This window comes from Streptomyces noursei ATCC 11455 (genome assembly GCF_001704275.1).
GTDB classification, from domain to species: Bacteria; Actinomycetota; Actinomycetes; order Streptomycetales; family Streptomycetaceae; genus Streptomyces; species Streptomyces noursei.
The window spans coordinates 4,195,656-4,210,122 of record NZ_CP011533.1 but is presented as its reverse complement, the minus strand read 5'-3'; the positions used below and the strand labels follow the sequence as shown (position 1 = coordinate 4,210,122).

The 14,467-nt window shown below is 71.1% G+C and carries 14 protein-coding genes; 11 read left to right on the top strand and 3 right to left on the bottom strand.

All coding sequences use genetic code 11. The annotated features are described in order from the left end of the window. The first annotated feature begins 754 nt into the window (after positions 1–754). The 5 genes from SNOUR_RS17540 (at position 755) to SNOUR_RS17520 (ending at position 6,418) form a co-directional block, all read left to right on the top strand. Entirely contained in the window at positions 755–1,597 is an 843-nt protein-coding gene (locus SNOUR_RS17540) for a response regulator transcription factor (RefSeq protein WP_067348145.1), read from the top strand. A gap of 24 nt (positions 1,598–1,621) precedes the next feature. Next, the gene (locus tag SNOUR_RS17535) at positions 1,622–2,647 is read left to right on the top strand and encodes a LacI family DNA-binding transcriptional regulator (protein ID WP_067348143.1); all 1,026 of its coding nucleotides are present in this window, start codon (positions 1,622–1,624) and stop codon (positions 2,645–2,647) included. A 117-nt stretch (positions 2,648–2,764) separates the two neighbouring features. Beyond that, entirely contained in the window at positions 2,765–3,883 is a 1,119-nt protein-coding gene (locus tag SNOUR_RS17530; protein WP_067348142.1) for a S1C family serine protease, read from the top strand. A 151-nt stretch (positions 3,884–4,034) separates the two neighbouring features. Further along, positions 4,035–4,775, top strand: coding sequence for a response regulator transcription factor (locus tag SNOUR_RS17525; protein ID WP_067348139.1), 741 nt, complete (start codon positions 4,035–4,037; stop codon positions 4,773–4,775). Beyond that, entirely contained in the window at positions 4,772–6,418 is a 1,647-nt protein-coding gene (locus tag SNOUR_RS17520) for an ATP-binding protein (protein ID WP_312632616.1), read from the top strand. Before SNOUR_RS17525 ends, SNOUR_RS17520 begins: the two co-directional genes overlap by 4 nt. A 20-nt stretch (positions 6,419–6,438) precedes the next feature. Here SNOUR_RS17520 and SNOUR_RS17515 read toward each other — a convergent pair whose 3' ends face one another. Continuing rightward, positions 6,439–7,863 (bottom strand): LmeA family phospholipid-binding protein, encoded by a 1,425-nt coding sequence (locus tag SNOUR_RS17515; protein WP_067348136.1) that lies wholly within the window; start codon positions 7,861–7,863, stop codon positions 6,439–6,441. A gap of 191 nt (positions 7,864–8,054) precedes the next feature. Here SNOUR_RS17515 and SNOUR_RS17510 point away from each other — a divergent pair, with 191 nt between their 5' ends. Then, positions 8,055–8,912: an SDR family oxidoreductase gene (locus SNOUR_RS17510; protein ID WP_067348134.1), complete on the top strand. Its 858-nt coding sequence runs from the start codon at positions 8,055–8,057 to the stop codon at positions 8,910–8,912. A 241-nt stretch (positions 8,913–9,153) separates the two neighbouring features. Here SNOUR_RS17510 and SNOUR_RS17505 read toward each other — a convergent pair whose 3' ends face one another. Then, positions 9,154–9,336 (bottom strand): hypothetical protein, encoded by a 183-nt coding sequence (locus SNOUR_RS17505; RefSeq protein WP_067348127.1) that lies wholly within the window; start codon positions 9,334–9,336, stop codon positions 9,154–9,156. Positions 9,337–9,485: 149 nt separating this feature from the next. On the opposite strand from SNOUR_RS17505, the gene SNOUR_RS17500 reads away from it, so the two are divergent. The 5 genes from SNOUR_RS17500 to SNOUR_RS48365 all read left to right on the top strand — a co-directional run bounded on the left by SNOUR_RS17500 (position 9,486) and on the right by SNOUR_RS48365 (position 12,543). Next, a complete protein-coding gene (locus SNOUR_RS17500; RefSeq protein WP_079142742.1) occupies positions 9,486–10,253 on the top strand; it encodes a helix-turn-helix domain-containing protein in 768 nt (255 codons plus the stop codon). A 283-nt stretch (positions 10,254–10,536) separates the two neighbouring features. Then, entirely contained in the window at positions 10,537–10,866 is a 330-nt protein-coding gene (locus SNOUR_RS17495; protein ID WP_067348122.1) for a WXG100 family type VII secretion target, read from the top strand. Next, positions 10,863–12,014 carry a WXG100 family type VII secretion target gene (locus SNOUR_RS17490; RefSeq protein WP_312632615.1) on the top strand — a complete coding sequence of 384 codons (1,152 nt, stop codon included), beginning with the start codon at positions 10,863–10,865 and terminating at the stop codon, positions 12,012–12,014. The genes SNOUR_RS17495 and SNOUR_RS17490 overlap by 4 nt, the downstream gene beginning before the upstream one ends. A 3-nt stretch (positions 12,015–12,017) precedes the next feature. Beyond that, on the top strand, positions 12,018–12,281 hold the full coding sequence (locus tag SNOUR_RS17485) for a hypothetical protein (RefSeq protein ID WP_067348115.1): 264 nt from the start codon (positions 12,018–12,020) through the stop codon (positions 12,279–12,281). Positions 12,282–12,414: 133 nt separating this feature from the next. After that, positions 12,415–12,543, top strand: coding sequence for a hypothetical protein (locus tag SNOUR_RS48365; protein ID WP_312632614.1), 129 nt, complete (start codon positions 12,415–12,417; stop codon positions 12,541–12,543). A gap of 101 nt (positions 12,544–12,644) precedes the next feature. Here SNOUR_RS48365 and SNOUR_RS17480 read toward each other — a convergent pair whose 3' ends face one another. Next, entirely contained in the window at positions 12,645–14,462 is a 1,818-nt protein-coding gene (locus SNOUR_RS17480; RefSeq protein ID WP_067348112.1) for a bifunctional metallophosphatase/5'-nucleotidase, read from the bottom strand. Between the last annotated feature and the right edge of the window lie 5 nt (positions 14,463–14,467).

Sequence of the window (14,467 nt, the reverse complement as noted above, 5' to 3'; positions counted from 1 at the left end):
CATCCGTGCGCTCCCCGTGCTCCCCCCGGCCGTCGGCGGCCCGCCGGCGGCCGTGCGGGGCGGCCCGCCGGAGCGCGACCGGGCCGCCCGGGGAGGCGCCGACGGTGCCGGTCCGGCGGTGGCCCGGGGAGCGGGCCCGGCGGACCGCGGCGGTCGGGGCGTGGCTCTCGTGGCCGCCGGCGGTGGACCGGCCGGCGCCGCCGCCGTGGCCCCGGAGGGAGAACGTGATCACGTCCGCATGCTGGGACAACGCGGCGGCGGCGCGGCGGAGCGCGGGCCGTTCGAGGGAGCCGGTGAAGCCCTGCGCGAGGACGGAGGCGAGGCCGCTCGCGGGGCGGCGGAGGGGGTCGACGAGGGCCCGGAAGGCCCTGCCGCGAGCGGAATTCGGGGGCTGCGGGCGGCCTCGACACGGACACCGTCGGCCGTCAACAGGATCGCGCGGTGACCACTCGAAGTGATCGACGGAACACAAGAACGGGCAAAATCGGCCTCGGGTCCACAACTCAGGTGAGCTATTCTGCTGGACAAGAAGGATCCGGGCAGCGTCGCCCCCGGGTCCTTTTGTGCTTTCACGCACGCGAAGAGTGTGATCGGAAGCACCCCGTACGAAGCAGTGCCGCAGACCCCCGGCCAGGCCGGGTGGTGCCCCCGTCGCAGGGACCGAGGAGGAACCAGACGTCATGGGCAAGCGAAGCGTGCAGGACAGTGAGCCGCACAGGATGAAGCTCGTCGGAAACCGGGTAGGTGGTCGGAAGTGAGTTCGCTTCTGCTGCTGACCAATGCTCTCCAGCCGTCGACGGAGGTGCTTCCGGCGCTCGGCTTGCTGCTGCACAGCGTCCGGGTGGCCCCCGCCGAGGGCCCGGCCCTGATCGACACCCCAGGGGCCGACGTCATACTGATCGACGGCCGCCGCGATCTTCCACATGTGCGGTCCTTGTGCCAGCTGCTGCGGTCCACCGGGCCGGGCTGTCCGCTGGTGCTGGTGGTCACCGAGGGCGGGCTGGCCGCCGTCACCGCCGACTGGGGTGTCGACGACGTGATGCTGGACACGGCCGGTCCGGCCGAGGTCGAGGCGCGGCTGCGGCTGGCGATGGGCCGCCAGCAGATCACCACCGACAACGGGCCCATGGAGATCCGCACCGGCGACCTGTCGGTGGACGAGGCCACCTACAGCGCCAAGCTCAAGGGCCGGGTCCTGGACCTGACCTTCAAGGAGTTCGAGCTGCTGAAGTACCTGGCGCAGCACCCGGGCCGGGTCTTCACCCGCGCCCAGCTCCTCCAGGAGGTGTGGGGCTACGACTACTTCGGCGGTACGCGGACGGTGGACGTGCACGTCCGGCGGCTGCGCGCCAAGCTAGGCCCCGAGCACGAGTCGCTGATCGGCACGGTCCGGAACGTCGGCTACCGCTTCGTGGTACCGGAGAAGGTGGAGCGGGCGGCCGCGGAGGCCCAGGCCCAGGCGGACACCACGAAGGCGGCGAAAGCGGCGAAGCCGGTCGGGGACGGCGACGGGGGCACACGGGCCGACGGGCCGGCGTCGGTGCGTTCGTCCTCGTCGGGCGCGGGATCCACGTCCGCGCAGCCTGCCCGCCGGTAGGACCACCCGCGTAGACTGCCGCGCGTGGCCAAGGTGACGCGGGATGATGTGGCAAAACTGGCGGGGACGTCCACCGCCGTCGTCAGTTACGTCATCAACAACGGACCGAGGCCGGTCGCCCCGGCCACGCGCGAGCGGGTGCTCGCCGCCATCAAGGAGCTCGGCTACCGGCCCGACCGGGTCGCGCAGGCGATGGCGTCCCGCCGTACGGACCTCATAGGTCTGATCGTGCCGGACACCCGACAGCCGTTCTTCGCGGAGATGGCGCACGCCGTCGAACAGGCCGCCTCCGAGCGGGGCAAGATGGTGCTGGTCGGCAACGCCAACTACATCGACGAGCGCGAGGTGCACTACCTCCGCGCGTTCCTCGGGATGCGGGTGGCCGGGCTGATCCTGATCAGCCAGGGCCCCAGCGAGCACGCCGCCGCGGAGATCGAGGCGTGGGACGCCCGGGTGGTGCTGCTGCACCGCCGGCCGGACGCCATCGACGACGTCGCGGTGATGACCGACGACATCTGGGGCGCGCAGCTGGCGACCCGGCACCTCCTGGAGCACGGCCACCCCTACGTCGCCTTCCTGGGCGGCACGGAGGAGACCCCGAAGTCCGGCGACCCGGTCACCGACCACGTCGAGGGCTGGCGGCGGGCCATGCTGGAGTTCGGGCGGTCGCCGGAGGGGTGCTACTTCCAGGCGCCGTACAACCGCTACGACGCCTACCAGGTCGCGCTGCGGGTGCTGGCCGGGCCGGACCGGCCGCCGGCCATCATGTGCGCCACCGACGACCAGGCCATCGGGGTGCTGCGGGCCGCCCGCGAGCTGCGGATCGACGTCCCCGGCGAGCTGGCGGTGGCCGGCTTCGACGACGTGAAGGAAGCGGCGCTCACCGATCCGCCGCTGACGACGGTGGCCTCGGACCGGCAGGCGATGGCCCGGGCCGCGGTCGACCTGGTGCTGGACGACGGGCTGCGGGTGGTCAACTCGCGCCGCGAGCGGCTGCGGCAGTTCCCGTCGCGGCTGGTGGTGCGGCGCTCCTGCGGCTGCGGCGGCTGAGCGGGCCGCTGAACGGGGCCGCGCCGGGGGCTTCCTTATACCGGGCATACCCACTTCTGTTGGGTCTCTCAGGGCCTTCTCAGACGGTTCTCATGCAGCGGCCGCAGAGTCGTGGGCATGACCGAGAGCTACCGCCGCAGCGGCGAAGAGATGCCCCAGGACCGGCCGTACGCCTACGGCACCGAATACGGCACCGGCCACCACAGCAGCGACCACGGCGCGGACCGCGCGCGCGGCGACGTACCGCCGCCGCCCCCGTACGCGCCGGGCATGCCCGCGGCCGACGGCCCCGGCGCGGGCGAGCCGCGGCGCCGGGCCCGCCGACCGATCGCGCTGATCGCGGCGGTGGCGCTGGCCTCGGGTCTGATCGGCGGTGGCAGCGCGGCGCTGATCGCCGGTGCCACGCAGCAGGGCAGCACGTCCGGCGGCATCTCCACCCCGCTGGTCAACGCCGGGCAGAACTCCGGCGGCACCGGGGTCGCCGGGGTGGCCAAGGCGGTCAGCCCGGCCATCGTGGAGATCAAGGCGCGTACCGGGGGCGGCGAGTCCACCGGCTCCGGCGTGGTGATCACCAGCAGCGGCGAGATCATCACCAACAACCACGTGGTGGCCGGCGCGCGCCAGGTGAGCGTCACCTTCAGCGACGGCAGCAAGAAGACCGCGACGGTCGTCGGCACCGACCCGGACAAGGACCTCGCGCTGATCAAGGTCCAGGGCGCCAAGGGGCTGACGCACGCGGTGCTCGGCGACTCCAACAAGCTCGCGGTCGGCGACCCGGTCGTCGCGATCGGCTCGCCGGAGGGCCTGACCGGCTCGGTGACCAGCGGCATCGTCTCCTCGCTCAACCGTGATGTCACCGTCCCCAAGGAGGACGGCCAGGGGCAGGGCCAGGGCCAGGGCCAGGGCCAGGGCGGTCGCGGGGGCTTCGGCGGCGGCGGTGGCTGGCCGTTCGAGTTCGGCGGCAACCAGTACAACGGCGACACCGGCTCGTCCAAGACCACCTACAAGGCGATACAGACCGACGCCGCGCTCAACCCGGGCAACTCCGGCGGTGCCCTGATCAACATGCAGGGGCAGATCATCGGCATCAACTCGGCCATGTACGCGCCGGGTTCGTCGGACAGCAGCCAGGCGGGCAGCGTCGGCCTCGGCTTCGCGATCCCGATCAACACCGTCAAGGCCGACCTCGACGCGCTGCGCGGCGGCGGCAGCGGGGGCGGGAACAGCGGGGTCTGAGGGCGGCCGGCTCCGGGCCGGGCCGCCGCCGGGCGGTGGATATCCACAGGCGGTCGTCCACAGGTCGTCCGTCCGTGCGGCATCCGTGTCAGGCTGAAGCCAGCAAAGGTCCAGCCGGTCGTTCGCAATGTCATCCGAGGTAGTCACGCACATGAGCCCCGCCGAGCACGGTGATCACCCCGCCCGCATCCTCATCGTCGACGACGAGCCCGCGGTCCGCGAGGCGCTGCAGCGTTCGCTCGCCTTCGAGGGGTACGGCACCGAACAGGCCGTCGACGGCCTGGACGCGGTGGAGAAGGTCGCCGCCTACGACCCCGAACTGATCGTGCTGGACGTGCTGATGCCCCGGATGGACGGGCTGACCGCGGCCCGCCGACTGCGGGCGAGCGGGGTGACCGTACCGATCCTCATGCTGACCGCGCGGGACACCGTCGGCGACCGGGTCACCGGCCTGGACGCCGGCGCCGACGACTATCTCGTCAAGCCCTTCGAACTGGACGAACTGCTGGCCCGGATCCGCGCGCTGCTGCGCCGCAGCTCGTACGCGACGGCGGCCGGCACCGCCCGCCCGGACGAGAGCGAGCTGCTGGGCTTCGCCGATCTGCGGATGAATCTGGCCACCCGCGAGGTCACCCGCGGCGACCGCCCGGTCGAGCTGACCCGTACGGAGTTCACGCTCCTGGAGATGTTCCTGGGCCACCCCCGGCAGGTCCTCACCCGCGAGCAGATCCTCAAGGCCGTCTGGGGCTTCGACTTCGAGCCGACCTCCAACTCCCTCGACGTGTATGTGATGTACCTCCGCCGCAAGACGGAGGCGGGCGGCGAGCCGCGGCTGGTCCACACCGTGCGCGGGGTCGGCTACGTACTGCGGCTGGGGGGCGGTCCGGAATGAGCGGCACCGGCGACGTCCACGCCCCGCACGGCCGCGAGACGCACGGTCATGAGGCGCACGGTCATGAGACGCACGACGCGGGCGGCGGGGGCGCGGCGCCCCGGGCGGGCGGCTCCTTCGGCCTGACGCGGTTCCACCAACTGCCGCTGCGCTCCCGGCTGGCGCTGCTCACCGCCGTCGCGGTCGCGTTCGCGGTGGCGCTGTCGGCCGCCGCCTGCTGGCTGATCACCCGCGACCGGCTCACCGAGCAGCTCGACACCAGCCTCGGCACGGTCGAGGTGAACTCCGACTACGTCCAGGCGATCAGCGCCCGCTGCGCCGGCAGCCCGCTGAACGCCCGCTTCCTGCCCACGCCGTACACCATCCAGCTGGTCTCCGCGAGCGGTTACGTCTGCACCTCGCCCAACAAGGCACCCATCCCCGCCCAGCGCGTGGACCAGGCGGTCGCCGACGGGCGGCTGGCCAGAGCCGTCCACACCACCAAGGACGAGAACGGCGCCTCGATGCGGGTCTCGACCGTCCCCTACCGCGGCCCGGTCGCCGACGCCCAGGGGAACCGGGTGGCGATCTCGGTGGCCGCGCCGATGGACCAGGTCACCGACCCGCTCAACCAGCTCGCGCTGGTGCTGCTGGTGGTCGCCGGGGTCGGGGTGCTGGGCGCGGCGACCGCCGGCCTGTGGGTGGCACGGGCGGGCCTCAAGCCCGTCGACCGGCTGACCGCCGCCGTCGAGCACGTCGCCCGCACCCAGGACCTCACCATCCGCATCCCCACCGACGGCGAGGACGAGATCGCCCGCCTCTCCCGGTCGTTCAACGCGATGACCGCCGCGCTGGCCGCCTCCCGCGACCTCCAGCAACAGCTGATCGCCGACGCCGGCCATGAGCTGCGCACGCCCCTGACGTCCCTGCGGACCAACATCGACCTCCTGGAGCGCAGCGAGCGCTCCGGTAGGCCGATCCCGGCCGCGGACAAGGAGGCGCTGCTCGCGTCGGTCAAGGCCCAGATGGGCGAGCTGGCGGCGCTCATCGGCGACCTCCAGGTGCTCTCCCGCCCACCGGAGGCAGGAGCCGGCGACGGCGCGGCGTCCGTCCGGGTGGTCGCCCTCCACGACATCGTCGGCACCGCACTCGAACGGGCCCGGCTGCGCGGCCCCTCCCTCACCATCACCGCCGACCTCGACCCGTGGTACGTCCGTGCCGAACCGGCCGCGCTGGAGCGTGCGGTGGTCAACCTCCTCGACAACGCGGTGAAGTTCAGCCCCTCCGGCGGCACGGTCGAGGTCCGCTTGGCGGGCGGCGCGCTCACCGTCCGGGACCACGGCCCCGGCATCCCGCTCGAGGAACTCCCGCACGTCTTCGAACGCTTCTGGCGTTCCCCCTCCGCCCGCAGTCTGCCCGGCAGCGGACTGGGCCTGTCCATCGTGGCCCGCACGGCGGAGCAGGCCGGCGGCGGCGTGCGCCTGCGCAACGCCCCCGGCGGCGGTACGGAGGCCCTGCTGACCATGCCGGGTGCGCCCGCACCGCCGCCGGACATACCGGGGGCGGCCGACGGGCCGGCCGGCGAGCCGGGCGCGCCGGGCCGTCAGGCCGCGCCGGGGGACGGTGCGCAGTCGGGGGAGCAGGGGGCGCCGCCGGGCGCGTAGGCGCGGTCCGGGCGGGGCCGTTACTTCCCCTTCCCCCCGCCCTTCGCCGCGTCGCCGAACGGCAGGTTCGCGCCGGTCAGATCGACCCGGATGCCGTCGCTCTCCACGGTGATGTCGCGCAGCCGCACGTCCCCCGGCGTCTTGGGAAGCTGGAAGGAGAGCGACAGCCGGTCCGCCAGCTGGGGCTTCGTCAGGTCGGTCAGGGCGCCGAGCATCTTCGCGTCGAGGCCGACCTTCTGGAGCAGCCAGGGGTGCTCCATCACCACGTCGACGAGGTTGACCTGCATCAGCTGATGGACGAAGCGCGGCGAGCCGATCAGCTCGTGCAGCTTGTCGTCGCTGCGCAGGGCGTCGTCGATGTACTCCTTGGGGATGCCGATCCGCTGGGCGATCGCCGGGATGCTGAGCATCGACTTGACCTTGGCCGCCTGCCGGCTGAGCTCGGCGGCGCCCTTCTGGGTCAGCCGCAGGCCCTCCTCCTTGCCGGTGCCCGGGCGGTAGACCGCGACATCGCCGATGTCCAGCCGCATCTGCCCGATGTCGGTGGAGATCCCCCGCTCTCCGTTGCGCTGGATGCGCGCCTCGGCCCGCACGCGCAGGGTGTGTCCGGCGATCGGCAGCTCGCCGACCGCACGCACCCCGTTGCTCCCCATCCCGCTGAACTTGACCTGGGACGCGCCCAGTTCACGGTTCATGTCGTCGAAGGCGAGCAGCACACTGCCGTGCATCGAGCCGATGGTGGCGCCCTTGATGGCGGTCGGCAGATCGCCGTTGAGCCGGATGTCCCGGGCCGTGGCCTCCACCTTCGCCAGCGAGACCCGGTCCGCGGCGACGTCCGGGATCACCACGTCGACCTGGTCGAGCCGCTTGTCGAAGACCTGGGTGAGGAACGGGAACCCGTGGATGTCCACCTCGGGCCGGGCGTGCAGGTGCAGCGCCGTCTTCACCTGCTCCTCGGCCTTGTTCTGCGCGTACAGCACGGCGAACCGGTCGGCGAGCGCGAGGACCCCCGCGCAGGCCGTCAGCGCGACCAGCGCCTTGATGGTGCGCGGGACGGCGGCGAAGCGGCTGATGCCCCGCTTCGACTTCCGGTGGTTCGGGGGCGCCCAGGTGTCCTCGTCGCCCTCGTCGTCCGAACGCAGGCCCAGGCCCAGCGGATCGTCGCTGTGGTCCCGCTCGTTGAGGTAGGTGCGCCGCACGGGCGACGGGCCGTACCCCGCCCCGGCCTCCCGGGCGTACGCGTCGTCCGCTCTGGGTTCCGGGTCGGCGAGCGCGGCCAGATCCGCGTACGGATTGGCGGCGTCGACCGGCGGGAGCTCCCTGGTGTCGCCCTGCGGATCGTCCGGGTGCCCGGCTATGTGGGGCCGGTCACCGGCCTCGGGAGCGGAGGCGGTCGGACGGGCAGGTGGGGACGAGGGTGAAGCTATGCGTGTGGGGGTTCGCATCCGCACATCCCACCACGAGCGGGACCCAGGAGCGCAAGTCGCACCCGCGGAATGTGAGGAACGCGAAAGTCGTCCCGGCGTCCTTGGCGAAATCTTGCCGCGTCCTTGTGCCTCGCTGAACTACCGTCAATCTTCAGCGAATCTCCCGGCAGGCGTCCGCCGCCGCGCTCGCGTTCCTCTGGAGGGGCACCGTGATCGTCGTAACCGGAGCAACCGGCAATATCGGCCGCAGTCTTGTGGGCCGCCTTCTGGAGGAAGGTGTTCCGGTTCGCGCGCTCACTCGGGACCCGGCCCGCGCCGGCCTCCCCGCCCGGACCGAGGTGGTCCGCGCCGACCTCACGACGGACACCGCCCTCGTCCCGCTGCTCAGCGGTGCCGATGCCCTCTTCCTCAACCTCGCGGCCGGCGACGGCGAGTCCGCGCGGCGGCTGATCGACGCCGCCGTCGAGGCGAAGGTCCCGCGCCTGGTCTTCAACTCCTCCCTCGGGGTGACGGACACCCCCGTCGACGAGACCAACTTCATCTCCCGCTCGCACGCCGCGGTGGAGCGCGCGGTACGCGCGTCCGGCCTGGAATGGACCTTCCTGCGCGGGGGCAACTACGCCACCAACGCCCTCGGTTGGGCCCCGGCGATCCGCGGCAACGGCGTGGTGCGCGACCCGCACCCGGGCTCCCAGGGCGCGCCGATCCACGAGGCCGACCTCGCGGACGCCGCCGCCGTCGCCCTCCTGGACCGCACCGGCGCCCACGTTCACCAGGTGCACCGCCTGACCGGCCCCGAGGTGCTCACCAACGCCCAGCAGGTCGCCGCCATCGCCGAGGCCATCGGCCGCCCGGTGCGCATCGAGCAGATCCCGGAGGACGAGGCCGCCGAGGCGATGGCTGGCCCCCACCTCCCGCTGGCGGCCGCCCGCGAACTCATCGGCCTCTTCGGCCGGGCGGTGGACGCCCCCGTCTTCCCCGTCACGGACACCGTCGAACGCGTCACCGGCCACCCGGCCCGCCCCTTCGCCCAGTGGGCGCGGGACCACGCGGGCGACTTCTCCTGACGGCGGCGCTCGCACCCGGTGACGACCACGTCGTCGTCGCCTGTTCTGCCGGTGCCCACGGTGTGCCCATACACCGTGGGCACCGGCATGGCGGATAGGCCAGGCAGAAGGCGTCGGGACGGCCCGCTCTCCGATCACGACCCGTCTCGGGCGCTCCGGCAACCCCGTGTCCCCCATCAACCGCGCCACGGGACCGCATCACCGTCCAGCGGTTCGGTGCCGCGAACGGGCAGCGAGACGATCACGAGTGCGCCTCCCGAAGATGCCGGCGCAGCATGACGTTGCAGTCGGTTTCGACGCTGCGGTCGTACTCGTTCCGGGCAGTGGCGCGCCGGGCTTCGAGCTCGGCGCAACGCGCGCAGTCGGGCCGCGGGTGGTGCGGGGCGGGCCAGGGGGCCGGGACCGGGGTGAGGGGTTTCGGCATGGAGGTGTCCTTCCGTGAACCGGGGCTGTTCGTGAATCGTCGCCCGTGGGCCGATCATCGAGAGCTGATCCTGGCTGCCCATATGAGGCACTTGATGGGCAGGGAGCGGACAGTTGGGCCGTATCGGCAGTACGGTGAAGAACGCCCAAATGTCCGTGGGGAGTGCCTTGAACGCGACATTGAGGTCTGCTATGCAGGCCGCTGGTTTATCGCCCCGTCAGCTCGCCATGCGGGTCGGTGTGTCCACCAAGACCATTGAACGATGGCTGGCAGATGTCGAGCTCATACCGCATGCCCGAAATCGCGAGGATGCCGCTCAGGCGCTGGGAGTTGACGTTGAAATGCTGTGGCCGAAGTCCGTCGCGGAGAGAGTGAAGATCGGCGCTGACCGGGAGATCGTCCGTAGCTACCCGTACCGTTCGGCGTGTCCGTCCACGGTGTGGGCGGATCTGGTCGGCCGGGCGAACGACGAGCTGTTCTTCGCCGGGTACACGAACTACTTCCTTTGGACGCAACAGCCCGCGTTTGCGGCGACGTTGCGGACCAAGGTCAAGGCCGGCTGTCGAGTCCGCTTCCTGGTCGGGGATCCGGAGGGGGAGGCGGCGCGTCAGCGTGAGGCGGTGGAGGACGTCGCCCTCTCGGTTTCCGCGAGGATCAGGATGACGCTGGACGAGCTGGAGAAGATGGGCGCAGTGGAGGGACTGGAGGTGCGGACCTCCGCGGCCGTGGATGCGCCGTCGCACATCGCGCTGTCGGTCTTCCGGTTCGATGACGAAGCACTGGTCACCCCGCACCTTGCCCGTCTGGTCGGCCATGACTCACCGTTGCTGCACCTGAAGCGGTACGAGCCGGGCGGGATGTTCGACCGGTTCGCGGAGCACGCGGAGCAGCTGTGGACGGGGGCAACGGCGGTTTGACTTCGATGCCCTCGACAAGCCGAAGGAAGTGAAACAGTACGGCGCCGCTTTCCAGGAAATCTGGGATGTGGTGCTCGATGAACAGGCGTCGCGGCGCCTGAGCGCGCGGCCACGCAGAAGGCGCGGGCCCGAGGCCGGATTTAACCACGCTCGGGTATGGGCAGGGCCATGAACGTAAAGCGCACCCCAATCCCGTATTCGAAACCCGTTAAAGATCCTTTCCCCGCGGTCGCCCCCCGACGTACTCCTGGAGTCACGTAGGTGAGCGAACAGGGGGAGCGGGATGAGCGGGCAGTTCGGCGTGGAGCCGACGGCGCTGACGGATCTGGCCGGCAAGTTCGACCTTCAGGCGAAGGACCTCGACGGCCCGATCCGTTCCTTCGCCGCGACATCGGCGGAGGTCGGGGAGGCGTTCGGGATCCTCGGCGCCTGCGACGGCGCGATGCAGAAGTACCAGAAGCTGCTGAACAGCACGGTCGAGGCGCTGAGCCAGCTGCCCCAGGTGCTCACCAGCGACGCCGACCGGCTGCGGATCAACGCGTCCCAATACGCGGATGCCGACCAGGCGGCCGTCGGACACCTGCAGTCCGTGCCCCGTTACCAGGCGGTGTGACGGTGAACATCAACGGCTGGATCGACGGCAAGGTGCTGGAGATCCTCCAGGCGTTCGGGGTGGAGCTCCCGGGTGGCAACGGCGACACCCTGCGCTCCATCGCGCACGCCTGGGACTCCATGGGTAACGACCTGACCAAGGTCGTAGGGGCCCTCGACCGAGCCATCGATGGCGTCGACAAGCAGGGCTGGCACGGCGCGGCCCGCGACGCCTTCGAGAAGCACTGGCAGGACCAGAAGAAGACCATCACCGACATCGCGAAGAACTTCCACCATGTCGCGGACGGTCTGCGGGAGTTCGCCGACGAGATCGACAAGATCAACGAAGAGATCATCGACATCTGCGTCCAGATCGCCGAGATGGAAGTGCTCGGCGCCGCACTGTCCGTGTTCACCGGATTCCTCTCCGACCTCGTCGCCAATGCTGCCGTGGCCGCGAAGGTCACCAAGATCATGGACCTGGTCAAGCTGTTCACGTCGGCGGCGGAGAAGGTGGCGGCGCTGCTGGAGCGGTTCGGCGGGATGAGCGCGGAGACGGCGGCGACGCTGGAGAGGATGCTCACCGCCATCGCCCGATTCAGTGGCAAGTTCCTCGCGAAGGGTGTGGAGAGCTACGCCACGAACTTCGTGGCCGACTCTGGCAGCCAGATGCTCAACCAGGCGCTCACGGGGCAGCCGGTGACGGTGGGCAAGGATTTCGCCACCGCCAACCAGGAGGCCCTGGGCACGGCCGCGTTCACGGCGGGTGGCGCGTCGCTGGCGGAAGGTGCCAAGCTGACGGGCGCGGTCGGCAGGATGCTCAGCGGCGAAGGCCGGGCCGGCAACGCCGTCAACGGTGCACTCGGCAACATCGCCGGTGGCCTCACCACCGACGTGTGGAACGAGAAGGACGGCGGGACCACCCTGTGGGACGCGGGTACGAATGCCGCTACCGGCGCCCTCGGGAACCACGTCGGCGGCACGCTCCTCGGAAAGATGGAGCGGCACAGTCTCGGCGGAGAGAACGTCGCCGAGGGGCATGAGGTCTTTGATGTGGCGTACCGGGACGGCTTCGGAACCGGCCTCAACACGGCTATCTACTCAGGTGGCTCGGGGATCGAGTCGGATCTGCAGGACCTGGCCAAGGAAGCCCAGAAGGGGGACGAGTGACCCGTGCCGGGTGAAGTCGGTGGCCTGATTCTGGCCGGCGTCGCGCACGTCAAGCCGAACTATGACGCAGGCTGGGGCCCCGGACTGCTCCTGATCCTCGGGGTCTTCGGGGGCCTGGTCGTCTGTGCCGGTGTCGCCGTGACCAGGGCCCTCCTGCGTGTCGAGGGCGAGAAGAACTGGGTCGGCTGTGCAGTCGGGCCGGTGATCTTCGCCATGGGTCTCGCCATGACCGTCGTCGGCTTCGGCTTCTCCTTCGGGCTGCTGTGATGGGGCTGTCTGCGGCGTGATCCTTGCGGCAGTCGTGCGCATCGACCCGAATCACCCTGACCCTGGCTGGGGTTCCTTTTTCCTGGTGCTCCTTGGGGTCTTCGGGTGCCTGCTCGTGTGGGCAGGTGCCTACTTGCCCAACGGCCTCTGGCGTTTCGAAGGCGAGAAGCCCTGGCTCTTCTACGTGCTCGGGCCGGTGGTCCTCGCCATCGGCTTCGCCATCGCCGTCCCCTCCCTCTGCTTCGCCTTCCACCTGCTGTGAGGCGTGCGTCGAGCGCGGCGGCCCCGGCTGCCCGCCGTACAGGCGGACGACCGGGGCCGTAGGCATAGGGATAGGCGAGCCGAACGGCCGGCCACAGGCGGCTACTTCACCACGGTAATGCGGTCCGCCTTCGGCGGGGCCAGCGGGTCGGTCGGGGACGAGTGGGCCGTCAGGTAGGCGGTGAGGGCGTCGAGGTCCGACGGGCCGACGTACTTGTTCGTGCCCTGCTTGAGGGCGGGGAAGCCGTCGCCGCCGCCGGCCAGGAACTCGTTCATGGCGACCCGGTAGGTCTTGGCGGGGTCCAGGGCGGCGCCGTCGAGCTTGACGGAGTCGGCGACGACGCGGGCGGCGCCGGTCTTGGTCATGTCGAGGGTGTAGGTGAGGCCCCGGGAGATCTGGAGGATCTTGGGGGAAGCCTCGTTGGGGCCGCTGACCTGCTGCTGGAGGGCGGTCAGCAGCTGGGCGCCGGTCAGGTCCACGACGTTGGTCATGTTGGTGAACGGCTGGACGGTGAACGCCTCGGCGTAGGTGACGACGCCGTCGCCCTCGTCGCCCGACGCCTTGTAGGCGAGGTCGGAGCGGATGCCGCCGGGGTTCATCAGCGCGAGCTGGGCGCCGCCCTTGCCGGTGTCCTGGGTGGCCGCCAGTTGGGCGTCGGCGATGACGTCGCCCAGGGGTTCCTCGGGGGTGCCGGCGCCGCGGCCGTTGATGTCGGCGGAGATGTAGCCGACGGGCTTGTCGGCGACCGGGGCGGCCAGCTTGTTCCAGCGGGCGATCAGGGACGTCATGTCCGCGGCCTTGGGCTGGGTGCGGTCGACCACGTGGTTGGCCGCGTGCGGGCCGTGCACCGCGGTGCGGACGATGTCGTGGGTCCGGCGGTCGTAGGTGAGGGTGGTGTCGGTGTAGAGGCGGCCGTAGGAGGCGGCGGAGGTGACCGTGCGGGGGTGACCGGCCGGGTCGGGGATGGTGCAGGTGTAGGACTGGTGGGTGTGGCCGGTGACGAGGGCGTCGACCGTGGGGCTGACGTGCTTGGCGATGTCGACGATCGGGCCCGAGATGCCCGCGCCCGGGCCGGGGCTGTCGCAGTTGGCGTTGTAGGACGTGGAGGCGGGCAGGCCGCCCTCGTGGATGAGGGCGACGATCGCCTTGACGCCCTGGCGGTCGAGGACCTTGGCGTACTTGTTGATCGTCTCGACCTCGCCGTGGAAGGTCAGGCCCTTGACGCCGTCGGCGTTGACGATGTCCGGCGTGCCCTTGAGCGTCACACCGATGAAGCCGATCTTGACGCCCTTGTGCTGCCAGACCGTGTACGGCTTGAGGATCGGCTTGCCGGTCCGGTCGTCGGTGACGTTGGCGGCGAGGTAGGGGAAGTCGGCGCCCTTGAAGGTCTTCCCCTTCTCGTAGCAGCCGTCCTTGGGATGGCAGCCGCCGTGCTGCATCCGCGTCAACTCGGTCCGGCCCTCGTCGAATTCGTGGTTGCCGACGGAGGTGACGTCGAGGCCGAGCTTGTTCATCGCCTCGATGGTCGGCTCGTCGTGGAAGAGGCCGGAGAGCAGCGGGCTGGCGCCGATCATGTCGCCGGCCGCCGCGGTGACGGAGTACGGGTGGCCCTTGCGGGCGGTGCGGAGGGACTGCGCCAGGTACTCGACGCCGCCGGCCGGGACGGTCTTCTTGGTGCCGTCGGCCTGGAGCTCCTCGACGGTGCCGGAGGAGCCCTGCGGCGGTTCGAGGTTGCCGTGGAAGTCGTTGAAGGAGAGCAACTGGACGTCGACCGTGCCGGCCGGGCGGTGCGCGCGGCCGCTGTCGGCGCCGGCGGGCAGGGCGGTGGTGGTCAGGGTGACGCCCGCGGCGGTGGCGAGCACGGCGGCGCCGGCCGCCAATCCGCGGGCGAGACGGCGCCGTTGAGGTGTCGGTGGCATGGTTC

Excerpts from the sequence above, each read along its gene's own strand:
- SNOUR_RS17525 (WP_067348139.1), top strand. The coding sequence starts at position 4,035 with ATGAGCCCCGCCGAGCACGGTGATCACCCCGCCCGCATCCTCATCGTC.
- SNOUR_RS17495 (WP_067348122.1), top strand. The coding sequence starts at position 10,537 with ATGAGCGGGCAGTTCGGCGTGGAGCCGACGGCGCTGACGGATCTGGCC.
- SNOUR_RS17505 (WP_067348127.1), bottom strand. The coding sequence starts at position 9,336 with ATGCCGAAACCCCTCACCCCGGTCCCGGCCCCCTGGCCCGCCCCGCAC.
- SNOUR_RS17500 (WP_079142742.1), top strand. The coding sequence starts at position 9,486 with ATGTCCGTGGGGAGTGCCTTGAACGCGACATTGAGGTCTGCTATGCAG.
- SNOUR_RS17480 (WP_067348112.1), bottom strand. The coding sequence starts at position 14,462 with ATGCCACCGACACCTCAACGGCGCCGTCTCGCCCGCGGATTGGCGGCC.
- SNOUR_RS17515 (WP_067348136.1), bottom strand. The coding sequence starts at position 7,863 with ATGCGAACCCCCACACGCATAGCTTCACCCTCGTCCCCACCTGCCCGT.
- SNOUR_RS17520 (WP_312632616.1), top strand. The coding sequence starts at position 4,772 with ATGAGCGGCACCGGCGACGTCCACGCCCCGCACGGCCGCGAGACGCAC.
- SNOUR_RS17530 (WP_067348142.1), top strand. The coding sequence starts at position 2,765 with ATGACCGAGAGCTACCGCCGCAGCGGCGAAGAGATGCCCCAGGACCGG.